This is a genomic window from Herbaspirillum sp. LeCh32-8 (genome assembly GCF_017814915.1).
GTDB lineage: Bacteria > Pseudomonadota > Gammaproteobacteria > Burkholderiales > Burkholderiaceae_D > Herbaspirillum.
Map to the genome: position 1 here is coordinate 41,917 of NZ_JAGIPZ010000007.1, position 23,185 is coordinate 65,101.

Genomic DNA, 23,185 nt, shown 5'->3' on the forward strand with positions numbered 1-23,185 from the left:
TTGCGCCGTCCCGCCACGGCGCAGCCACAGATACATGATGCGGCCTGGCGCCAGCCCGGCCGCTTGAAGTTTGGGAGTCGCATGATTTTCGTCAAATGGTTCGGCTGGTCGGTGCTATGGCTGCTGCCGCTGGTCTTGAGGACCGTCATCTCCGCGCTGGCGCGCAAGTCGCCGCTGGGCGGCCGCGGCGCCATCCGCGTCTGGGTCGGCAGCCTGTTGCTGCTGTGCTCCAGCGCCGCCATCGAGTCGCTGCTGCGCGCGCAGATCAACACCGCTGACGGCGACGACGACGGCGCGCGCGCCGACATGCTCGGTTTTGCGCTGATGCAGGCGCTGGCCGGCAAGGTCAGCAAGCCGGTCGCCGTGCTGCTGATGTTCGCGCTGGCCTTGCTGGGCTTGAAGTGGCTGGTGGGCTCGATGTTCAGCCGCGGTCCGAGGACCGAGCACGATGAGCATCATCCGGAGCTCGATCTCTCCCCGCGTCGCGGCAGTATCGAGAGCGAACGCGTGCGCATGGCCGGCAGCGGCAAGCGCTTCGGCGGCAACGAGCGCCTGTCCGCCACGCCCCGCGTGCCGACCATGCAGCGTACACCGCCGCCGCCGCGCGCAGGCTCGGCGCATGCAGGGTCGGGACATGCCTCTTCGCCGTTCGGGCCGAAGCAGCCCAATCGGTTCTCCGGTCCCACCGAGCGGGTGAGCGACGGCCAGGCGCGCGAAGATTGGCAGGTGCCCCTGTCGTCGTTGAACCGCAGCGGCGGCGCCCAAGGCGGCAAATGGCCGGCCCTGAAGTCGGGCACTGCCGGCGCTACGGGCGCGCCCGCGCGTCCCGAGTCGGAATGGGCTGCCTTCGAAACCCTGCGCCCGACCGAGGCCATGCTGGCGCGCGCCGCCGCCAGCAGCGCCATCTCGGCTGCCAGCGCCGCTGCCAACGCCAGCCTGTCGCGCGCCAGTCAGCCGGAGCCTGCCGCCCAGCATATCCCGCCCTCGATCGCACGCGTGGCGCAAGGGCAGCCCGCGCCGGCGCAGGCCACGCGCAGCATCCGCATCAGCAGCGTGGGTCGCGCCGCGCGCCAGGCGCCCGAGGTCGGCGCGCCGGGCGCACCTGCAGACACGATCCCGACGCGCCTGATGCGCTCGCTGCAGCAAGCGGCGGGGTACAAGGACGAAGCAGTCCAACCCGACATTGCGCCTGCCGCGCCTGTCGCTCCTGTGCAATCTGCTCAATCTGTTCTGCCGCCGTCTTTTGCCGAGCCTGCCAGCCCCTTCATTGAGCCAACACCGCAAGCGGCTCCGGTGGAGCCATCGGCGCCGAGCGTACCGATGGAAGCACTCCGGGCAATGCAGTCGGACATGCCGCCTCCGGTGGAGACCTCGGCCTTCTCTCCCGAGCAAGAGCTGCCGCTGGAAACACCAGCCGAGCCGCAGGCAAACGTCTTCGATGCACCGCAAATCGAGTCGGCCGCGCCCGTCGAGCCTGTCGCCCCGATCATGCCTGCCACGCCCACCGGTTACACCGCGCCTTGGTTCGATATGCTGGACGATCCGGAGCCTGCGGTTGAGGTGCAGCCTGCAGCGGCACCCGTGATCGCGCCCGCAGCTGCGCCGACCTCCCTGTTCGACGAAGAGCCGCAGCCGTCAGCGCCGCCGCAAGCGCCGGCGTTCACTGTGCGTGCGCCCGAGCAGGCCGCGCCGGCTTCCGTACAACCGGTGCCGGCGTACGAGTACGAAGAGCCTGAGCCCTACGTCGACATCCCGCTGCCCTCGCTGGAATTGCTGGATGAGGTGGCCGAGGCCGCGATCGAGGTCGATGCCGAACAGCTGCAGGAAACCGGCCGCCTGATCGAGCAGCGCCTGAAGGAATTCAAGGTGCCGGTCGCCGTGCTGGGCGCCGAGGCCGGCCCGGTGATTACCCGTTTCGAGGTCGAGCCTGCGCAAGGCGTGCGCGGGGCCCAGGTGGTGAACCTGATGAAGGACTTGTCGCGCGCGCTGGGCCTGACCTCGATTCGCGTGGTCGAGACCATCCCCGGCAAGACCTGCATGGGCCTGGAGCTGCCCAATGCGCGCCGGCAGATGATCAAGTTGGCCGAGATTGTGCGCTCCGAGCCTTACCGCAAGTCGTCGTCGCTGTTGACCATCGCCATGGGCAAGGACATCACCGGCAAGCCGGTGGTAACTGACCTCGCGCGTGCGCCGCACATGCTGGTGGCCGGCACCACCGGTTCGGGCAAGTCGGTGGCGATCAACGCCATGATCCTGTCGCTGCTCTACAAGGCCACGCCTGACGAAGTACGCCTGATCATGATCGACCCCAAGATGCTGGAGCTGTCGATCTACGAAGGCATTCCGCACCTGCTGGCGCCGGTGGTGACCGACATGCGCGAAGCCGCGCACGCGCTGAACTGGGCGGTGGACGAGATGGAGCGCCGCTACAAGAAAATGTCCAAGCTGGGCGTGCGCAACCTGGCCAGCTACAACCAGAAGATCGCCGACGCCCACGCGCGCGGCGAGAAGATCCCCAACCCCTTCAGCCTGACGCCGGACGCACCGGAGCCGCTGGACAAGCTGCCCACCATCGTGATCGTCATCGACGAGCTGGCCGACCTGATGATGGTGGTCGGCAAGAAGGTGGAAGAGCTGATCGCGCGCCTGGCGCAAAAGGCGCGGGCGGCCGGCATCCACCTGATCCTGGCCACCCAGCGTCCCTCGGTGGACGTGATCACCGGCCTGATCAAGGCCAACATCCCGACCCGCGTGGCCTTCCAGGTGTCCTCCAAGATCGACTCGCGCACCGTGCTCGACCAGATGGGCGCGGAGTCGCTGCTGGGCCATGGCGACATGCTGTTCCTGCCGCCGGGTTCGGGTTACCCGCAGCGCGTGCACGGCGCCTTCGTCTCCGACGACGAAGTGCACCGCGTGGTGGAATACCTGAAGTCCTTCGGCGAGCCGCGCTACATCGAAGAGATCCTCGCGCCGCCGATGGCGGAGGATGCAGCGCAGGGCGACATGTTCGGCGGCGACATGCCCGATCCGGAATCCGACCCGCTGTACGACGAGGCCGTGGCCTTCGTGCTCAAGTCGCGCCGCGCCTCGATCTCGTCGGTGCAGCGCCAGTTCCGCATCGGTTACAACCGCGCCGCGCGGCTGGTGGAACAGATGGAAACGGCCGGCGTGCTGTCGGCCATGTCGCGCAACGGCAGCCGGGATATCCTGGTGCCGCCGTCGGGCGGGGAAGAGTAAATCACGCACGCGCCGTCATCGTTGGAGCGGCGCAGAGTGCAGGCGCGACGGGAAATATCAACGAGCAATCACATACGCGTCGTTCCTGCGAAAGCAGGAATCCAGTGTCGTTCGCTGTGACGCACAGGCGTTTGACAAGCGCGACAAACGCCGCTGGGTCCTGACCTTTGCCAGGACGACAAGCCAAAGGATGGCAAGACGAGGAAGCGGTCAATTTTCCTCCGTCATCCCGGCGCAGGCCGGGATCTAGTGTCGTTTGTCGTGTCTCGCGAGCGTTTGACAAGCGCGACAAACATCGCTGGGCTCCTGCTTTCGCAGGAGCGACGGAGAATGCAGGAGCGACGGGATGAGAGTTATGGTCGGCGGATAGGGCAGTCAGTCAAGCGCAGACATGAAAAAAACGGCGAGCCGGAATCCCGGTTCGCCGTTTTTCATTGGGCGTCGACAGCGCGACGCGCCGGCGCTTCAGCGCATCAGATATCCAGCTGCGTTACCAGCTTGGTATTGATGTAGGCCTCGATCGCCTCGGTGCCGCCTTCGGAACCGTAGCCGCTGTCCTTGATGCCGCCGAACGGCAGTTCCGGCAGCGCCAGGCCCAGGTGGTTGATGGTCAGCATGCCGCTTTCCACGCGCGAGGCCAGCGCGTGCTTGGTGTGCGCCGACTTGGCGAAGGCATAGGCGGCCAGGCCGAAGGGCAGGCGGTTGGCTTCGGCGATCACTTCATCTAGGGTGTCGAAGGAATTGATCAGCGCCAGCGGACCGAACGGCTCTTCATTCATCACACGCGCCGACAGCGGCACATTGGTCAGCACGGTGGGCTGGAAGAAGTAACCCTTGTCGCCGACGCGCTTGCCGCCGGTGCGCAGCTGCGCGCCTTGCGAAACGGCGTCGTCGATCAGCGCTTCCAGCGCCGGGATGCGGCGCTTGTTGGCCACCGGGCCCATGGTGGTGCCGGCGTCGATGCCGTTGCCCACCTTCAGCTGCTCGGCGTAGGTGACGAACTTGTCGACGAAGGCGTTGAAGACGCTCTTCTGCACCAGGAAGCGGGTCGGCGAGACGCACACCTGGCCGGCATTGCGGAACTTGGAGGCGGCCAGGTTCTTGGCGGCGGCGTCGATGTCGGCGTCTTCAAACACCATGGCCGGGGCGTGGCCGCCCAGTTCCATGGTGGCGCGCTTCATGTGCTGGCCGGCCAGCGCGGCCAGCTGCTTGCCCACCGGGGTCGAGCCGGTGAAGGAAATCTTCTTGATCACCGGATGCGGGATCAGGTATTCCGAGATCTCGGCGGGCACGCCGTAGACCAGGTTGATCACGCCGGCCGGCACGCCGGCGTCAGCGTAGGCGCGGATCAGCTCGGCCGGGGAGGCCGGGGTTTCTTCCGGCGCCTTGACGATGATGGAACAGCCGGCCGCCAGCGCGGCCGACATCTTGCGCACCACCTGGTTGAGCGGGAAATTCCACGGTGTGAACGCCGCCACCGGGCCGACCGGCTCCTTGATCACCATCTGGTAAGCGCCCGGCACGCGGGCCGGCACCAGGCGGCCGTATGTGCGGCGAGCTTCTTCGGCGAACCAGTCGATGGTGTCGGCTGCGCCCAGGGTTTCCATCTTGGCTTCGGGCAGGGGCTTGCCTTGCTCCAGGGTCATCAGGCGGGCGATGTCGTCGGCGCGCTCGCGCAGCAGGTTGGCGGCCTTGCGCATGATCTTCGAGCGTTCGAAGGCGGAAATATTGCGCCAGATCTCGAAACCTTTCTGTGCCGCGTCCAGCGCGCGGTCAAGGTCTTCACGCCCGGCGTGGGCGATCTTGCCGATCACTTCTTCGGTGGCCGGGTTGACCACGTCGATGGTGCGGCCGGAGGCGCTGGCGGTCCATTCGCCGTTGATGAAAAGCTGTACGTCCTTATACATGTGCGATCCTCGTTCGTCTGGTTGGGGAATGCCACCGGCGGCGTTTGCGGCGCGGCGCAGGGGGATGCGGCTGTCGGTGTGGTTATTGAGGCAACGTTGCCGTTGTCTTGTGGATGCTGTCTTGTTTGTCGCGGGGACGGTATTTATACCATGCATCGCAGCATCGCGTCTTGCCCCAGGGGCGGTGTGGGCGGGCCTCCGACAGCGCCTTCCGACAAGTGGGTCAGCGCGGCTGTGGCACAGGAACAATCGAAATGGCGCTGGGTCAGACCGGCAGATCAGATGCCAAAGCGAGGCACCCATGAGCAGCCAGACCGACAACTTTCCTACCGGCTTGCCGCCGGTTTCCAGCAAGCAGCGAACACCGGGCGCGGCCACGACGGGCGACGCGTTGGCCGCCGGCGGCGTGGCCGCGGGCGCGGTGCTCAGCGCCGGGCTGGGCATCTGGCTGGGACGCAAACGCAAACAGAAGCTGCAAGCCAGGACACCGGCCGGGCCTATAACGAAGGCAGCGGAAAAGCCTGCCGCAAAGCCCGCTGCAAAGTTCGCAGTGAAAGCGCCGCCGGCCAGGTCTTCATCCCGCATGCGCAATGCTGCCGATCCGGTGCCGCAGGGGATCGAGCGCGCGGTGCGCGTGGCCACGCTGGTGCTGCCGCTGGTGGCGGCCTGGCGCAAGGGCAATGCCAAGGCCCGCGTGAAGTCCCAGGCCGCGGTGCAGGCCGACGGCGGTGCGCCGCGCATCAGCAACATCAGGGCCGACCTGGAACCGGCGCCCTCCGAATACCTGGATCCGGCCGCCGAAGTGAAGATGATCAAAGGCGGCTCGCGCCTGCAGCAGGCCTGGCAAATGACCATGGCCGCCATCAACGCCTGGCTGGACGATTTCGCACCCAGCATGGGCGCCGCCATCGCCTACTACACCATTTTCTCCATCGCACCCATGCTGGTGATCGCCATCGCGGTGGCCGGCATGCTGTTCGGCCATGACGCCGCCCAGGGCGAGATCGTCAACCAGATCCGCGACGTCGTCGGCACCGAAGGGGCGATCGCCATCCAGGGCCTGCTGAAATCGGTCAATCAGCCGCGCGAGGGCATGATCGCCGCAGGGTTGTCGGTCGTGACGCTGGCCATCGGCGCCACTGCGGTGTTCTCCGAGCTGCAGAGCGCGCTGGACCGCATCTGGCGCATCCCGACGGTCAAGCGCAAGAGCGGCATCTGGGCGCTGGCGCGTACGCGCCTGCTGTCCTTCGGCCTGATCCTGGGGCTCGGTTTTCTGCTGATCATCTCGCTGGTGGTGAGCGCCGCGCTGGCGGCGCTGGGGCGCTGGTGGGGCGGCTGGTTCGAGGGCTGGCAGCTGGTGCTGCAGGCGCTCAACTTCGTGCTGTCCTTCGTGGTGTTCTCGACGCTGTTCTCGGTGATCTACAAGTTCATGCCGCGCGTGACGCTGTCGTGGCGCGACGTCTGGATCGGCGCGGTGGCCACCACGGTGCTGTTCATCATCGGCAAGTATCTGATCGGGCTCTACCTCGGCCGCGCCGGCATGACCTCCGGTTTCGGCGCCGCCGGCTCATTCGCGCTGCTGCTGGTGTGGATCTACTACTCGGCGCAGATCTTCCTGTTGGGCGCCGAGTTCACCTGGATCTACGCCAACAATTTCGGCTCGCGCGCGCTGCGCCAGAAACTGGCCGGCGCGCCGGACGACAAGCAGGGCAGCGTGGAGCAGGCGCAGCAAGCCATCGACGCAATCCGTGCCGGCAAGAAAAGCAAGGACGGCTCCGGCCGGCAGGAGCGTTCGCAAAAGGGCTCCGGCGCAGCCTCGACCTGAACACAATCGGCAGGCGCAGCCATCCGCCATCCATCATTTCGTCATTCAAACCAGGAAGGAGCAAACGACATGAAACTCAAAGCCATCCAGATGCTGGCCCTGACTGTAGGCGTATTGGCCGCGTGGTCGCTGCGCAAGGCCATGCGCGAAGGCAATGCCGATATGCCGTCCGCGCTGGGCGACGCCGGCCGCAAGTTGTCCTCCACCCTGCAAGGCGCGGCCGGCGCCATCGTGGATGGTCTTGACGAAGCCGATCCGCCGCGCAACCGCATGCCCTCGGTCGGCGACCTGCCGCCCTGAGCGCGAAGGACACAGGCTCATCAAGAACCGCGAAGGGCAACGGCGGCGGATTCCCACAAACCTGCGCGGCAGGCGCTGATCGTTGTCGTGCGCGCCCTTGCGTAGCATGAGGTCATCATCCCGGAGATCCCCATGCCCACCGACTGGAACGCCATCGCCGTCTACCTGCAACAGCAGCGCCTGCTGCTGGCCTCGGTCGAGTCCTGCACCTCAGGCGAGGTGGCGGCGCGATTGGGGGCGATGGATGCCTCGGCGCGCTGGCTGCAGTGCAGCTTCGTCATCGACGGGCCGGGCGCCGAGCGGCAAGTGCTGGGCGTGGCGCAGACCACACTGCAACGTTTCGGCCGAACCAGCGAAGAGGTTGCGATGGAGGCGGCGATCGCCGCGCTGGATCAGAGCAGCGCCAATTTCGCGCTGGCCAATGTCGGTCATGCTGATTCCGGCCGTGTCTGTTTCGCCTGGGCCATGCTGGCCGCAGGCTGGGTGCGCACTTGTACTGAGACATTGTTGTTTCGCGGCGGCGCCGATGAGGTGCGCCGCATGGTTGCCGACCACGCGGTGGCGCAACTGCCCGCGCGCCATCAGGAGCTGGCGCGTCGCGAACAGGAAGAGCTGCGGCGGCGTTTCGCCTGAAGCCTGAATGCAGCCATTGATCCGGCCGTCCTTCGCCGCATCACGCCAATGCGTTGTTTGTCTTTCTCCCTTCTTCCCCTTTCCGAATGAGGCAGCCATGAAAATGAACGACCGCCACCTTGATGCACCCGTTACCTACGACCCGTCCTACGAGATCCTGGAGCCGGATGAAAAGCAAACCGAGGCCGGCCTGGTCGACGCGCTGACCAGCATTTCGGAGACCGTCTTCAAGCATTCCGATCATGCCCAGCGTGCGGTGCACGCCAAAAGCCACGGCTTGCTGCGCGGCGTGATCGAGGTGTTGCCGAACCTGCCGTCCACGCACGCTCAGGGCATCTTTGCGCAGCCCGGCACGCGGCCCTTGCTGATGCGCTTGTCGACCACGCCGGGCGATATGCTCAACGACAAGGTCTCGACCCCGCGCGGCATGGCGCTGAAGATCGTGGGCGTGGAAGGCGAACGCCTGCCCGGCAGCGAGGGCGATGTCACGCAGGATTTCGTGCTGGTGGACAGCCCGGCCTTTTCCGCCCCGAGCGCAAAGAAATTTCTGGCCAACCTGAAGCTGCTGGCGGCCACCACCGACAAGGCGCCGGAGCTCAAACAAGTGCTCTCGGCGCTGCTGCGCGGCGCCGAACACATGCTGGAATCGGCCGGCAAGCAAAGCGCCACGCTGGTGGCGCTGGGCGGCCACCCGGAGACGCACATCCTGGGCGAAACCTACTTCAGCCAGGCGCCCATTTTGTGGGGGCCGTACATGGCCAAGGTGGCGGTGACGCCGTGCTCGCCCGAGCTGCAGGCCTTGGCCGGCAGTCCGGTCGACCTGAAGGAAAAGCCCGACGGCCTGCGCGACGCGGTCTGTAATTTCTTCGCCGCCAGCGGCGCCGAATGGGAGCTGTGCGTGCAGTTGTGTACGGATCTCGAACGCATGCCGGTAGAAGACGCCGCCGTGCCATGGCCGGAAGAACTGAGCCCCTATGTGCCGGTGGCGCGCATCCGGATCCCGGCGCAGGTGGCGTGGAGCGGGCCGCGCTCCTACGCGGTGGATGACGGCATGTCGTTCTCGCCTTGGCACGGGGTGGCGGCGCACCGTCCGATCGGTTCCATCATGCGTGTGCGCAAGGCGGCGTACGAGATGTCGGCGCGCTTTCGCGCCGAGCGCAACGGCCGTAGCCTGAAGGAGCCGTCCAGCTTCGAGGAATTGCCGGATTGAAATCTGTTGCCGTCCGCCAAATGAGCGCGGGCGTCGAGCAACGGCAAGAGTGCGTTGATGAGCTTTTTGATTACGCAAAAAACTTCATATTTGGTTACACTCCACATTCACCAATTCAATGGGGGATGCGGAGATGGCGATGGAAAGGCGGCTTGCCCTGCTTGACAGCCTGGTGGCGCTCAAAGGGGCGCACGACCAGGCTACGTCCATGCTCTCCGACATCATGATCGACGCCGTGCGCGCCTCCAAGGGCGCGGGCGCGGTGCCCGAAGTCAATTCCATGCGCGCCTACCGCAAGGCCGTCAAGAGTCTCAAGATCCAGTGCCTGCAGGTCGAGCTGGTGCTGGCCGAGCTCGACAATCCCGGTCGCCCCGAATAGACGTCACGCCCGCACGCTCCCTGTAGGAAAACGGCCGCAAGCGAAACCGCTGCGCGCCTACAGTCAAATCCCCGCGATGATTCCAAGATGAGCGTATCGGACGCGAAGGCTGCGCGCGCCTGATCCGCCCATAGGATCAGCCGTGCAGAACACGACGCGCCGCGCCAAAACAGCACGGAGATGCGATATGAAAACCAAGGACAATCCGGAGCAGGCTCGCTTCGGTGAATACACCAACTCGGCCGGCGGCTGGGGCTCGGTCAAGGCATTGGCATCGATCCTGGTGCAGGAGCACGTGGTCGCTACAGGAACGCGTGTGCTGCTGAAGCAGAACAAGCCCGAGGGCTTTGCCTGCGTCAGCTGCTCCTGGGCCAAGCCGGCCGATCCGCACATGTTCGAGTTCTGCGAGAACGGCGCCAAGGCCACAGCATGGGAGATCACCGACAAGCGCGCCACGCCCGAATTCTTCGCCGCGCATACGGTGGGGGAAATGGAAACGTGGAACGATCTTGAGCTGGAGTCGTCCGGCCGGGTCACCGAGCCGATGAAGTACGACGCCGCCAGCGATCGTTATCTGCCGGTCAGCTGGCGCGCCGCCTTCGATGACATCGGCGCGCAGCTCAAGGCGATGGATCCGAAGAAGGTGGTCTTCTACGCCTCCGGCCGGGCCTCGCTGGAGACTTCCTACATGTACCAGCTGATGGCGCGCATGTACGGCACCAACAACCTGCCTGACAGTTCCAACATGTGCCACGAATCGACCTCGGTGGCCTTGCCCAAGACCATCGGCGTGCCGGTCGGCACGGTGACGCTGGACGACTTCGAGAAGACCGACTGCATCCTTTTCTTCGGCCACAACACCGGCACCAACGCGCCGCGCATGCTGCACCCGCTGGAGGCGGCGCGCAAGCGCGGGGTGCCGGTGATCACCTTCAACCCTCTGCGCGAGCGCGGCCTGGTGAGTTTCGTCAATCCGCAGTCGCCGCTGGAGATGCTCACGCCGGCGCGCACCGCGATCAGCTCGCAATACCTGCAGATCAAGATCGGCGGCGACACCGCCGCGGTGATGGGCATGGCCAAGCACCTGCTGGCGATGGACGACGCCGCGCTCGCGACGGGCGGCGAGCGCATTATTGACGTCGCCTTCATCGAGCAACATACCGAGGGCTTCGGCGAGTTTGCGCAAGCCGCGCGCAATGCCCGGTGGGAGGAGATCGAACGTCATGCCGGCGTCACCCGCGCCGAGCTGGAGCAGGCGGCAGAGACCTATGCCAAGGCCGGCGCCACCATGCTCATGTACGGCATGGGCATCACCCAGCACCGCGAAGCCGTGCGCACCATTCACATGTTGACCAACCTGCTGCTCATGCGCGGCAATATCGGCAAGCCGGGCGCCGGCATCTGCCCGATCCGCGGCCATTCCAATGTGCAGGGGCAGCGCACCGTCGGCATTACCGAGAAGCCGGCGCTGGTGCCCAACGACCGGCTGCGCGAGCTTTATCATTTCGAGCCGCCGATGGAGAAGGGGCTCAACACGGTGGAGGCTTGCGAAGAGATCCAGCGCGGCGGCATTTCGGCCTTCTTCATGCTGGGCGGGAATTTCGTGCGCGCCATTCCCGATCATGATCAGATCGAACCGGCCTGGCGTGAGATCCCGCTGACGGTTCAGGTGGTGACCCACTTCAACCGCAGCTGCGTGATCCACGGCAAGACCTCCTATCTGCTGCCTTGCCTGGGGCGCATCGAGGTCGATCGCCAGTCCGGCGGCGAGCAGGCGGTGGCGGTGGAAGACAGCACCGGCTGCATGCACGGCTCGCGCGGCATGGCCAAGCCGGCGTCCGAGCATCTGCTGTCGGAGCCGGCCATCGTGGCCGAGTTGGCCAAGCGCCTGTTGCCGTTCAACCCGCAGGTGGACTGGGACGCCTGGGTGGCTGACTATGCGCGCATCCGCGACGCCATCGAGGCGACCTATCCGGACATCTTCCGCGACTTCAACGCGCGCATGTGGAAACCGGGCGGTTTCCCGCGGCCGCTGGCCGCGCGCGAGCGCAAGTGGAAGACGCCCAACGGCCGCGCCAACTTCATCACACCGCCAGGCTACGAACCCGACACGGACATGCCGGCCGATGCGCCCGGCGTGCTTCGCCTGATGACCGTGCGGGGCGACAGCCAGTTCAACACGACCGTATATTCGCTGGACGACCGTTTTCGCGGCGTTTGGGGTACGCGGCGCGTGTTGCTGATGAACCGGCGCGATATGCTTGAGCATGCGCTGGAGGCTGGCAGTTTCGTCACCGCGCAGACGGTGTCGACCGATGGCGTGGCGCGCCAGGTCAGCCGCCTGAGGGTGGAACCCTTCGATATTCCGCAGGGGTGCGTGATGGGGTACTTCCCCGAGCTGAACCCGCTGATCCCGCTGTCGCACCACGCGTTGGAGAGCAAGGTGCCGGCCGGGAAATCGGTGCCGGTGCGCCTGATTGCCGAGGTGCCCGAGATCGCTGCGGCGTGAGCGCAGCACCGCCGCGCCAGCGGCTGTAGGCGCAAGCCGTCGGCGATGCAGGATCACGCCGACGACTTGCCGCTGGCTTTCCCACGGCAGGTGCCGCCGTGCGCCGACTTATGCGCAGCCGCCCGCTTGCCTAGACTGGAATCATCATCCCCACCACAAGCAGAGGAGCGGACATGACCCATCACAGACTGAAGACCTCGGCCGCGGCACTGGCTGCCGCCTTGCTGAGCCTGCCGGCATTCGCACAGACCGGCGCCGTCGGCGGCGGCAGTTCGAACGGCGCCACGACGACCACGCCCGGTTATTCCACAGGCGCGACCACAGGCACCGGAGGGACCGCTGCCACCACGGGAACCCCCGGCACGGCCGGGACCAACGGCGTAACGGGCACCACCGGGACTACCGGAACTACCGGGTCCACGGGTGTCACTGGCACGACTGGCACGACTGGCACGACTGGCACGACTGGTACTACAGCAACCACCGGCGCCACTACCGGAACGACAGGAACTACGGGAGGTGCTACGGGCAGTTACGGCGCCGGCTCCGTAGTGACGCCGGGTACGGCGGGTACGACAGGAGCTACAGGTACAACCGGCACAACCGGCACAACCGGTACAGCGGGTACAGCGGGTACAACGGGTACAACGGGTACAACGGGTACAACGGGTACAACGGGTACAACGGGTACAACGGGTACAACGGGCACAACGGGCACAACGGGCACAACGGGCGCGGGGACCAGCGGCGGAGTAGGCGGTTCGGGCAGCACCGGCGGTGCGGGCGCGAGCGGTAGCGGAACCGGCGGCGCAGGTTCCGGCTTCGGTGCCGGTGCAGGCGGCGCGTCGGGCGGAGCGGCCGGCTCCGGCGGTGGTGCGGCCGGCGGTGGTGCCGGTGGCGCCGGAGGCGGTGGTGCAGGTGGCGGCGGCGGCAGCTGACCGGGGCGAATAGACGGCTCGCCGTTGTTCCCCGGCGCAAACGCCGCGAGCAATATCGTGACGCGAACATATTCAAACTGACGACAGCCATGAAAAAAGGCCGGGACATCCCGGCCTTTTTTGCATCTTGCCTTAAGTCTGCATGCGGCTCTTCACGTGCAGTCCGCAGCTTGCTGCACGCCTGCCAGCAGCTCCAGCAAGGTCTCGGTATCGACCGGCTTCTTCAGGTGCAGATTGAAGCCGGCCAGCGCCGAGCGTTCGCGGTCCTCTGCAGCGGCCCAGCCCGTCAGCGCCACCAGCATCAATTGATCCAGCCCCTTGGTCTGGCGCAGCGCGCCGGCGGTAGCGTAGCCGTCCATGCCGGGCATGCCGATGTCGAGGAAGGCGACGTCGGGGCGGAAGGTCTTGGCGCATTCCAGCGCCTTGTGCCCGTCGTGCGCTACCGTCGTGACGTAGCCGTGCAGTTCCAGCAGCTCGGCCAGCGTCAGCGCGGCGTCGCGATTGTCGTCGGCCACCAGGACGCGCAGGCGGCGCGCGGCGGCATCGGCGGGGACATGCGTCGGTGGCGGCCGCGGCGCTTCCACCGGGGCGGTGGAGGGCAGCACCACGGTGAACGTGCTGCCGAGATCGGGGCCTTCGCTGTCGGCGCGCACCGTGCCTCCGTGCATCTCCACCAGACTGCGCACCAGCGACAGGCCGATGCCCAGGCCGCCTTGCGCCTGGCCCATGTTGCGGCCGATCTGGGTGAACATGTCGAACACATGCTGCAGCGACTCGCGCGGAATGCCCACACCGGTATCGGCCACTGCGACTTCCATGTGGCCGTCGAGGCGGCGCGCCGAGATCAGGATGCGGCCGCCCTTGGGCGTGTACTTGATGGCGTTGTTGAGCAGGTTGCCGAAGATCTGCATGATGCGCGTGGCATCGGCTTGCACCGGCATCGGTTCGCGCGGGAGCTTCAAGGTGATCATGTGACCGGCGGCGTCGACCTGCGGCTGCATGGTCTCGACCAGGCTGGACAGCGTCTCGCGCAGGTCCATGGCCTGGCGCTGCAGCACCACCTTGCCGCTGTTGATGCGGGAAATGTCGAGCAAGTCGTCGATCAGGTGCGCCATCTGCGTGATCTGGCGCTGCATGATGCCTTGCACGCGCTCCATTGTTGCAGGGTTGCCGCCGTTGATGCGCATGATGTCCAGCCCGGTCCGGATCGGCGCCAGCGGGTTGCGCAGCTCGTGCGCCAGCGTGGCCAGGAACTCGGTCTTGCGGCGGTCGGATTCGGCCAGCTCGTCGGCGGCGCGCTTGAGCGCTTGTTCGGCGCGATGGCGCGCGGTGATGTCGTTGAACAGCACCGCCACGTGGCGATTGGCGGGGTCGCCGAAGCGGCTGGCGTAGACGTCGTACCAACGCTGCAGCGGGGTGGATTCGTTGACGAAGCGCAGCGGCTGCCCCGTCATGGCGACGTGGCCGTATTGGTCGAACCAGTGCTGGTCCTGGCCAGGCGCCAGTTCCAGTACGGTCTTGCCGATGGTGTCGGACAGGCCGGTGTGCTTTTCGAAGGCGGGGTTGGTTTCCAGGAAGCGGTAGTCGCAGGGCTTGCCGTTCTGGTCGAACAGCATCTCGATCAGGCAGAAACCTTCGTCTATCGATTCGAACAGCGCGCGGTAGCGCTCCTGGGAGGCGCGCAGCGCGGCTTCCGCATGCTTTTGGCGGGTAATGTCGATCAGTGCGCCTGTCAGGCGCATGGGAGTGCCGTCTTCGGCATACTCAACGCGTCCGCGCGCGATCACGTGGCGCAAGCCGCCGCGCGTGGAGCGCACGCGGTAAGCGGCCTGATAGCGCGTCCCTTGATGGATGGCGTTTTCCATTTGCATGGCCACTGCCGCGCGTTCGGACTCGTGGATGGCGTTGAAGTGTTCGTGCAGGGTGCCGCACAGGTGCGACTCGGCGACTACCGGCATGTCGCCCGGTCGCTGTTCGGTACGGATGCGTTGCTGCTGGATGTCAATGGTCCACGTGGCGATCTCGCCGGCCATCAGGATGGCGTCGATGCGAGCCTGCGCCTCCAGCAGCGCGGTATGGGCGAACTTGCGGTCGGTGATGTCGGCCGCGGTGCCGATCACGCGCCGTTTGCCCGGCGTATCGCCGCCGCGCAGCTCGCCGATGAATTCCACCCAGCGCAGTTCGCGCTCGGGGCCGCGGAAGAAGCGTCCCTCGTAGTGCAGCCGGGCTTTGCCTTCGACGCAGGCCGACAGCGCCTCGCGCAATGCCGGCAAGTCGTCCGGGTGGGCCAGCTCTGACTGAAAGCGTTTGTAGTTGAGCGGATCGGCCGTGACCGGTACGCCGAAGAGCTCGAACATGCGTTCGTTCTCCCAGGTGCCTTTGTCGTTGTCCACATCCCATACCCAGATGCCCAGACCGGCCGCCTCGGTGGCCAGCTCGGCGCGTTGCTGGCTCTCACGGATGCGATGATCCAGCGGCTCGCGCGCATCGGCGGCGATGGCCAATATCGGCGCAGCCATGTCGACGATCAAGCCGTAGCCGCGGCATTGGCCGCCGGCGGCCGGCAGGCGATACAGCGTGGCGCAGCCGTGCAGCGGCTGGCCGTCCTTGCGTTGCAGCGCTTGTTCCAGGCGCAGCTTGCCGTGCTGCATGGCCTGCGCCAATGGCGCAGCCGGTTCGGTGCGCGCCTGCGTGCGGCTGGTGTCGAACAGGAAGGCATAGTGCCTGCCCAGCGCCTCTTGCTCATCCCAACCGGTGGCCTGGCGGGCGCCGGCGCTCCAGGCGGCGATGTCGCCATGGGTGTTGAGGATGATGATGGCGTGGTCGGTGGCGGCTTCGGCCAGCAGCCCGAAATAATCTTCTGCCGATGTTGTCGCTGTTGTCATTGGCATGGTGGTCGTGTTGCCGGTAGGGGCCTGGCGGGGCGTCGTGGCGACGGCGCCGGGCGTCTCGGTACAGCGGTGCTGCGGTTTCAGTGGACGTGCTGCGGGATCTCCATTTCCGCCAGGATCATCTCCACCTGCAGGCATTGGATTTTCAGTTCCTTGATGGCCTTGCGGTACTGGCGCACCGACTTCAGGGGCGGCGTTTCGTCCTCGTCGCGCGCGGCGCGGATGGCGCCCAGCATGATGCGCGACAACATGAGTGCAGCCTCGTCGTGGGAGCTCTTGAGTTCAGCGATGCTTGTCAGCAAGGCAAGCCGTTTGTCCATGGCGTTCTCCTCTTGTGTCAGCCAAGTGAGACTGCGCGCGCTGAGGGAATGTTCCGTCCGCACCGGCTTGCCAGAATGGCATGGTGCGCACGGAAGTGGGAAGCGAACCATGAAAAAAGCCCCGCGTGAGCGGGGCCAAAGAGGGGACCGGGGTGACCCGGTCTTTGCAACAACGCAAATCGTTGCGGACTGCAGGGATAAGGCCGATCAGTACTTCCACATGATCTTCTGCAGTTCCTTGGTGTCGTTGGTTTTGGTCAGCGCCAGCTCGGCCAGGATGCGAGCCTTCTGGGCGTTCTGGTCGTCGGTGACGACCCAGTCGTATTTGTCGTCGGGCTGCTCGCCGTTGCGGATCACCACACCGCTGCCGGTACGGGTGGCGCGGATCACCTGCACGCCCTTGCTGCGCACCTCCTGCAGCACCGGTACGATCTGCTCGGCCACGCTGCCGTTGCCGGTGCCGTCATGGATGATGGCCTTGGCGCCGGCGTTCACGAACGCGTCATAGGCGGCACGGCTGACATTGCCGTAGTTGTAGGCGATGTCCACCCGCGGCAGGCTGCTGATCTTGTCGATGTCGAACTCGGTCTGGGTTGTGTGCGGACGTGCCGGCAGGCGGTAGAACATCAGCTTGTTCTCGACCACGTAGCCCAGCGGGCCGTAGGGCGAGCGGAAGGTCTCGACCTTGAAGGAGTTGCTCTTGGTGACGTCGCGGCCGGAGTGGATCTCGTCGTTCATCACCACCAGCGTGCCTTTGCCGGCGGCGTCCTTGCTGCCGGCCACCAGCACCGCGTCATACAGGTTCAGCGCGCCGTCCGCGCCCAGCGCGGTGCCCGGGCGCATGGAGCCGACCACCACCACCGGCTTCTCGCTCTTGAGCACCAGGTTCAGGAAGTAGGCGGTCTCTTCGATGGTGTCCGTGCCGTGGGTGATGACGATGCCGTCGACGTCGCTCTGCTTGAGCAGTTCGGACACGCGCTTGCCCAGTTTCAGCAGGCGCTCGTCGTTGAAGCTTTCGCTGCCGATCTGGAAGATCTGCTCGCCGCGCACGTTGGCGATCTTCGAGATCTCCGGCACGGCGGCGATGATCTTGTCCACCGGCACCACGGCCGACTGGTAGGCGGCGGTGTTGACGCTGGAGGCGCCCGCGCCGGCGATGGTGCCGCCGGTGCCGATGACGACCACGTTGGGTTTCTTGTCCTGCGCTTGTACGCCGAAGGCGGCGAACGCCGCCGATAGCATCATGACAGCGCCGATTTTTTTGAATTGTGCCTGCTGCATTTTTATAAGTCTCCTGGTGACGGTAGGTGAACCCGCTTCGCGGCTTGCACTCGTCGTTCTGTTGCGCGGCGAAGCGGTGAATTCGAGCGCGGATGGCTTCGAATGAAGGCGATCATACGAAAGCGCTACAGCGCTGTCTCATGCTTTTAAAACATGGAAAGATGCGTCCGGCGCATGAGCTTCGGGATGCGAGCCCCACACGCTAGCACGGTGCGCTCAGGTGGTCGGGGCGGGCTCATGCCGCCGGCGCAAGGGATGCGCGAAATGCGTGCAATGCCGGCGCCGGAATGCGCCGAAAACGAAAGCAGGGGAGCAGAAAAACAAGAAGCCGCGCGAGGCGGCTTTTGCAGAGGCGGCGGTGCGGCGCCGGGCCAGCTAAAAGAATTCGACGGTGTCGTTGGTGGTGATGCCGGAGTGCAGCACGCCGGAGTCGACCAGTTCTTCGTAGAAGCAGATGCGGTTGCGGCCGCTCTTCTTGGCGTGGTACAGCGCCTGGTCGGCGTGGCCCAGGATCACCACCGGGGTTTCGCGCGAGATGCCCACGAAGCCTAAGCTGACGGTGACCTTGCCCACCTGCGGGAAATCGTATTCCTGCACGTTCTGGCGGAAGCGGTCAAAGATCTTGCGGGCGTCCGTGAGCGTGGTGGCGCGCAGCAGGATCACGAACTCTTCGCCGCCGAAGCGGAAGATGCGGTCGTGGCTGCGGAAGGAGGCGCGCAGGATGTTGGCCACCAGGATCAGCACTTCGTCGCCGTAGAGGTGGCCGTAGCGGTCGTTGACTTGTTTGAAGTGGTCGATGTCGACCACCGCCAGCCAGTGGCCCTTGGCCTCGTCTACGCTTTCGTGGCGACGGTCGTTCTGCTCCAGCGAATGCGCTTCGTGCGGAGCGATGGCGAAGGCGTACTTGGTGAACTGTTCGTCGAAGGTCTTGCGGTTGAACAGGCCGGTCAGCGCGTCGCGCTCGCTGTAGTCGAGCAGGCTCTGGTAATTGCAGTAGACGTGGAAGATGCCATGGATCATGTCCATCATCTGCGGCTCGAACGCCTTGTCGCTGCGAATCTCGACGCAGGAATTCATCTTGCCGTGCAGCCACACCGGCAACCACAGGATGTGCTCACCGTCGTCGGTGGTTTCCAAGTACTCGTTCAGGTGGTTGCGGATGCAGGCCATCATGGCCGGGTAGGACGACAGCGATTCCTTGGGGTCGTCGCTGGTGTGCTCGTCGATGGTGTGGATGTCGCCATCGCGGATCACCATTTTTTCCTGGACGTAATGCTCGTCGCGCATGGTGAAGATTTCCAGCATGCGGATCGACTGCACATTGGTCAGCTGGTACAGGGCGGAGATGACGGAGAGCGCCAGACGGGAGTGTTCCCGGTGAGCGGTGATCTCTACCAGATGCTTGAGCAGCGGTTTTTTCATCTCGTCGTCGATGTCCTGCATGAGCCCATTGTTGTATGTATGGTCGGTACTCGGTTGGTGCTTCGCCATTCAAGCAAGTCAGCACTAATGCAAGAATCACGCCACGAATCAAGCCAGGAAGCGAGATGATTTTACACGCTCGCATGCGCTGGGATGAAGCAGTTTCTTTAAATTAAAACCGAAAAAGTTCAATTCATTTCCACTCGGAAATTTTGCTCCGCTTTGAATTTCACTTACGTACTTGCGTGACTGTTTTTTGACTTCGCTCATGCTCGCCGCGCATAAGGGGCGGCAGGGAAGTCGCTTCCAGACTGGGTTTGCGGAGTGATGTTTTGTGAGTTTGTGTTCTTTGCCGGACGTCGCGCGTGAACAAAAAAAAGAACGTCGCGGTTTTGCGGCGCAAAAAAATCGCCGGACAGGCCGGCGATTTTTTTGTTTATATCGTTTTGTATTTCGAGCGTCGCTCAAGCGTAGATGATGAGCAGCGCGACGGCCACGATCAGGCCGATCTTGGTGGCCTTGTAGACGGTCTTGTTCCAGTTCTTGAAGCGGCGGCGATACTGGCCGGCCAGCCAGACGAAACGGAACAGCTTGTTGACGCGGCCGGTCTGGTCGCCGGTCTCGTTGGGCGACGCGGCGGCGGTCATCATGGTGCGGCCCAGGAAGCCGTTGATGGCTTCGGCCCAGCGATAACGCAGCGGACGCTCGACGTCGCAGAACAGGATGATACGGTTCGTCTCGGTGCCGTTCTGTGCCCAGTGGATGAAGGTCTCGTCGAACACCACGCTCTTGCCGTCGCGCCAGCTGTAACGCTGGCCGTCGACTTCGATGAAGCAGCGGTCGTCGTTGGGGGTGACCAGGCCCAGGTGGTAGCGCAGCGAACCGGCGAACGGATCGCGGTGCGGGTTGAGGGTGCCGTTGGGGGCCAGCTCGGCGAACATGGCGGCTTTCACGGAAGGGACGCGCTTGAGGATTTCCACGGTCTTGGGGCAGAACTTCTCGGCCGACGGATGGCTGGCGTCGTACCACTTCAGGTAGAAGCGCTTCCAGCCGGCCTTGAAGAAGGAGTTGAAGCCGGCATCGTCGTTCTTTTCGGCGGCCTTGATCTTGGCCATCTCACGCAGCGCGATGGCTTCGTCGCGGATGGTTTCCCAGTTCTCGTCGATCAGGGCCAGATCCTTGAATTCCTTCACGGCCGGGTAGGGCACCGCCGGCACGCGCGAAAAGGCGTACATGAACAGGTTGATCGGCGACATGATCGACGAATGGTCGAAGAACTGGCGGAAGAACGGCAGGCGCACGCGTCCGCGGAAATGGATGAAGAAGATGGAAAACAGGTAGATGAAGACGATAGCCCACTTCATTGCATGGTCCTTTTGATGGTGCGGGCCGGCGCCCGGGAACGGGCGGCGGCGTGGCGGATATCCGCCATATTGGGTCAGATCGGGGAAGATCAATGGCAATCGCGACAAAAAGGCGAAAGATGCGTAATGATGAGCTGAGCCTGCTTCCCCGAAGCTGCGTCGCGGGAGCGGCGCAGGGCAAGCCACGGATTCTACACCAAGGCATTGTCAGCAAACGTAAGCGGCGCGGCGGGTCAGCCGGGTTCTGCGCCAGATCAAGCGCCGATAAAAAAGCGGGCCGGAAAACCGGCCCGCCAAGACAACAACAAACGTAAAGGATGAAAGCTTTTCCGGCCTCAGGCCGCCTGCTGCACCACGGTGCGGGCGCGGTTCCAGCGTGGCAGGCCGGTGAAGGCGAAGTCGATTTCCGGCACGCGGCCGGCGACGATCTCGGCGATGGCGCGGCCCGAGCCGCAGCCCATGGTCCAGCCCAGAGTGCCGTGGCCGGTGTTCAGGTACAGGTTGCTGAGCTTGGTCTTGCCGACGTAAGGCACGTTGGACGGGGTCAACGGGCGCAGGCCGGTCCAGTAGGTCGGGTTTTCGTAGTCGCAGCCGTCCGGGAACAGTTCACGGGTGCGGCGGGTGATGGCCTCGCAGCGGGTGGTGTTCAACTCGCGGCCATAGCCGTTCAACTCGCAGGTGCCGGCCACGCGCAGACGGTCGCCCAAGCGCGAGACCACCAGTTTGTAACCGTCGTCGGTCAGCGAGACGCTGGGGGCGGCATCCGGGTTGATGACCTTGTAGGTGGCCGAGTAGCCCTTGCCTGGGTAGAGCAGCAGGTCGATGCCCAGCGGCTTGACCAGCGGCTGCGAGAAGCTGCCCATGGCGACCACGAAGGCGTCGGCCTTGAGCACTTCGTGGCGGCCGTCCGGGTTGATGATTTCCACGCCGGTCACGCGCGCCGAGCTGCCAGCGCCTTCGGTGATCAGGCGGGTGATGGTGGTGGAGTAGCGGAACTGCACGCCGGCTTCTTCGCTCTTCCTGGCCAGGCCGGTGGTGAGCTTGTAGACGTCGCCGGATTCGTCGGTGGCGGTGAAGTCGCCACCCACGATCTTGTTGCGGATGGAGGCCAGGGCCGGCTCGATGCGCACCACTTCATCGGCGCTGATCGATTCGCGCGGGCAACCCAAGTCGCGCATCAGCTTGGCCGCCGGCAGCGATTCCTGGAATTCTTTTTCCTCGGTGTAGAAGTGCAGGATACCCCGGGTCAGGTGGTCGTACTGGACGCCGGTCTCGGCGCGCACGGCCTGCAGCGTCTGGCGGCTGTATTCGCACAGGGCGACGATGTTGCGGATGTTTTCATCGGTGCGGGCGGCGGTGCATTCGCGCAGGAAGCTTACGGCCCATTTCCATTGCAGCCATTCCGGGCGGAAACGGTACAGCAGCGGGGCGTCCTCCTTGCCCAGCCACTTCAGCACCTTCATCGGTGCCGACGGGTTGGCCCAGGGTTCGGCGTGCGACACCGAGATCTGGCAGCCGTTGGCGAAGCTGGTTTCCTGCGCGGCGCCGGGCTGGCGCTCGATGACCGTGACGTCGTAGCCTTCCTTCTTCAGGAACCAGGCCGAAGCGGTTCCGATAATGCCTGCGCCCAATACGATCACTTTCATCTCACTCTCCCGGTGTGTGCACGCGCCTGCATGGCAGGCGAATTTTTGATGAATCCGCTGGCAGCGGATCGATGCATGCATTGTAAGAAAAGCGCGATTGCCGATGTGGGCAATACAGGCTGGAATTTTTTTACAAAATAAAGCGTTGAGCCAATTTTTATTCAAAAAACAAAGAAAAATGGTCTTTCGTTTATTTTTTCAAAGATGAGAATCGCGCCATCTCTTCGGCGACCGCGCGCGTGACCGTTTCCGCCAGCGCGGCGTGCAGGCTGTCCTTGACGCGCTGCGTCAGGATGTCGGAGAGATTGTCCAGCACCACTGCCATCTGGTCCTGCAGGTGCTGTTGCAGCACGGTATCGGCCTGCGTGAGCAGGCTTTGCAGGACGTTCTCGCGGATCTCCTGCTCCCATTGCCGGTATTGCTCGGCCGCCGGCGTGGCGTTGGCCGGGATCTGGCCGGGGTTGAACTGGGCGGGCGTCGCCGCCGGCGCCTGGTAGCTGGCGGCCGACGGCGCGGTATGGAAGGCGCCGGGCTGGGCCGCGGCGCCGTAGTCGGGGCCGTTGGCGCCCGGCTGGCCGAGGTGGGCCGGCGGCGTGGGCACGGCTTGCGGCGGCAATACCTGCGGCGGCCCCACCGGGATGACTTCGGTCAGGAGGGGAATGCTGTTGTCGTCCTGGATCATGGCGGTCTGCGCGAGCGGGCTCAGGCCGCCACGTGGTGGCTCAGGGGGTAGCCGCGTTCCTTGTAGAAACGGTAGCGGTCGCGGCCGGCAGTCTTGTCGGCGTCGTCGGCGGAAATGATTTCCAGCATGCGCTCGAAGCGGGCGAAGTTGGCCGGCGTCTCGCCGGACAGGTTGATGAGCACCTGGTGATGGGGCAGCTCGACGTCGTCGCTGGCCGTCAGGATGATGGGCGTCTGCGCCGCCAGCGGGTCGCCGGCGGTGACGTGCGGCAGGAAGTCCTGCTCGGAAAAGCTCCAGAGCGCCTGGTCCAGCTGCTGCAGCTCGGCGCGGTCGCGGGTGCGCAGCACGATGTTGGTACCGGCCGCGCGCGCCTTGCGCACCAGGCGGCAGACGTAGGCGATCTTTTGCGGGACGTTGCTGTGGAAGTCGATTCGGGTCATGGCGGAAGTATAGTGGCAAGCGCTGGGCACTGCCATGCTCAATCGGCGCAGCAGATGTTTCTGCCGCCCGCTTGCCTTCCATCCGCGTCATCCCGGCGCAGGCCGGGATCCAGTGTCGTCTGCCGGCCTTGACCGGCGTGGGCGGCGTGCCGGACAGACGACACTGGGTCCTGACTTTCGTCAGGACGGCGCAGACCATAT

The 23,185-nt window shown here is 65.0% G+C and carries 16 protein-coding genes; 7 read left to right on the forward strand and 9 right to left on the reverse strand.

The features are described from left to right. The first annotated feature begins 81 nt into the window (after positions 1-81). Complete coding sequence (locus J8I26_RS13815; protein WP_209607686.1) at positions 82-3,237, forward strand: DNA translocase FtsK; 3,156 nt, start codon at positions 82-84, stop codon at positions 3,235-3,237. Between the two features lie 473 nt (positions 3,238-3,710). Here the strand turns inward: J8I26_RS13815 and J8I26_RS13820 are convergent, their stop codons facing one another. Then, a complete protein-coding gene (locus J8I26_RS13820) occupies positions 3,711-5,144 on the reverse strand; it encodes an NAD-dependent succinate-semialdehyde dehydrogenase (protein ID WP_209607687.1) in 1,434 nt (477 codons plus the stop codon). Positions 5,145-5,445: 301 nt separating this feature from the next. On the opposite strand from J8I26_RS13820, the gene J8I26_RS13825 reads away from it, so the two are divergent. From J8I26_RS13825 to J8I26_RS13850, 6 genes are all read left to right on the forward strand, one after another. Beyond that, the gene (locus J8I26_RS13825; protein WP_245200326.1) at positions 5,446-6,969 is read left to right on the forward strand and encodes a YihY/virulence factor BrkB family protein; all 1,524 of its coding nucleotides are present in this window, start codon (positions 5,446-5,448) and stop codon (positions 6,967-6,969) included. Positions 6,970-7,038: 69 nt separating this feature from the next. Further along, positions 7,039-7,269 carry a hypothetical protein gene (locus J8I26_RS13830; RefSeq protein WP_209607688.1) on the forward strand — a complete coding sequence of 77 codons (231 nt, stop codon included), beginning with the start codon at positions 7,039-7,041 and terminating at the stop codon, positions 7,267-7,269. 132 nt (positions 7,270-7,401) lie between these two features. Continuing rightward, complete coding sequence (locus J8I26_RS13835) at positions 7,402-7,902, forward strand: CinA family protein (protein ID WP_209607689.1); 501 nt, start codon at positions 7,402-7,404, stop codon at positions 7,900-7,902. 97 nt (positions 7,903-7,999) lie between these two features. Further along, positions 8,000-9,112, forward strand: a complete 1,113-nt coding sequence (locus J8I26_RS13840; protein ID WP_209607690.1) for a catalase family protein — start codon at positions 8,000-8,002, stop codon at positions 9,110-9,112. A gap of 139 nt (positions 9,113-9,251) precedes the next feature. Beyond that, a complete protein-coding gene (locus J8I26_RS13845) occupies positions 9,252-9,491 on the forward strand; it encodes a hypothetical protein (protein WP_209607691.1) in 240 nt (79 codons plus the stop codon). Between the two features lie 187 nt (positions 9,492-9,678). After that, a complete protein-coding gene (locus J8I26_RS13850) occupies positions 9,679-12,000 on the forward strand; it encodes an FdhF/YdeP family oxidoreductase (protein WP_209607692.1) in 2,322 nt (773 codons plus the stop codon). 1,090 nt (positions 12,001-13,090) lie between these two features. On the opposite strand, the gene J8I26_RS13855 is transcribed toward J8I26_RS13850, so the two are convergent. The 8 genes from J8I26_RS13855 to J8I26_RS13890 all read right to left on the reverse strand — a co-directional run bounded on the left by J8I26_RS13855 (position 13,091) and on the right by J8I26_RS13890 (position 22,984). Then, positions 13,091-15,829: a PAS domain S-box protein gene (locus tag J8I26_RS13855; RefSeq protein ID WP_209607693.1), complete on the reverse strand. Its 2,739-nt coding sequence runs from the start codon at positions 15,827-15,829 to the stop codon at positions 13,091-13,093. An 80-nt stretch (positions 15,830-15,909) separates the two neighbouring features. Continuing rightward, complete coding sequence (locus J8I26_RS13860; protein ID WP_209607694.1) at positions 15,910-16,149, reverse strand: hypothetical protein; 240 nt, start codon at positions 16,147-16,149, stop codon at positions 15,910-15,912. A gap of 207 nt (positions 16,150-16,356) precedes the next feature. Further along, positions 16,357-17,430: an asparaginase gene (locus tag J8I26_RS13865; protein ID WP_209607695.1), complete on the reverse strand. Its 1,074-nt coding sequence runs from the start codon at positions 17,428-17,430 to the stop codon at positions 16,357-16,359. A 375-nt stretch (positions 17,431-17,805) separates the two neighbouring features. Then, positions 17,806-18,873, reverse strand: a complete 1,068-nt coding sequence (locus J8I26_RS13870) for a GGDEF domain-containing protein (RefSeq protein ID WP_209607696.1) — start codon at positions 18,871-18,873, stop codon at positions 17,806-17,808. Positions 18,874-19,316: 443 nt separating this feature from the next. Further along, positions 19,317-20,216, reverse strand: coding sequence for a lipid A hydroxylase LpxO (gene lpxO, locus J8I26_RS13875; protein WP_209607697.1), 900 nt, complete (start codon positions 20,214-20,216; stop codon positions 19,317-19,319). 335 nt (positions 20,217-20,551) lie between these two features. Next, positions 20,552-21,862, reverse strand: a complete 1,311-nt coding sequence (locus J8I26_RS13880) for a D-amino acid dehydrogenase (protein ID WP_209607698.1) — start codon at positions 21,860-21,862, stop codon at positions 20,552-20,554. 190 nt (positions 21,863-22,052) lie between these two features. Continuing rightward, a complete protein-coding gene (locus tag J8I26_RS13885) occupies positions 22,053-22,544 on the reverse strand; it encodes a hypothetical protein (protein ID WP_209607699.1) in 492 nt (163 codons plus the stop codon). Positions 22,545-22,564: 20 nt separating this feature from the next. After that, positions 22,565-22,984: a DNA polymerase III subunit chi gene (locus J8I26_RS13890; protein WP_209607700.1), complete on the reverse strand. Its 420-nt coding sequence runs from the start codon at positions 22,982-22,984 to the stop codon at positions 22,565-22,567. Between the last annotated feature and the right edge of the window lie 201 nt (positions 22,985-23,185).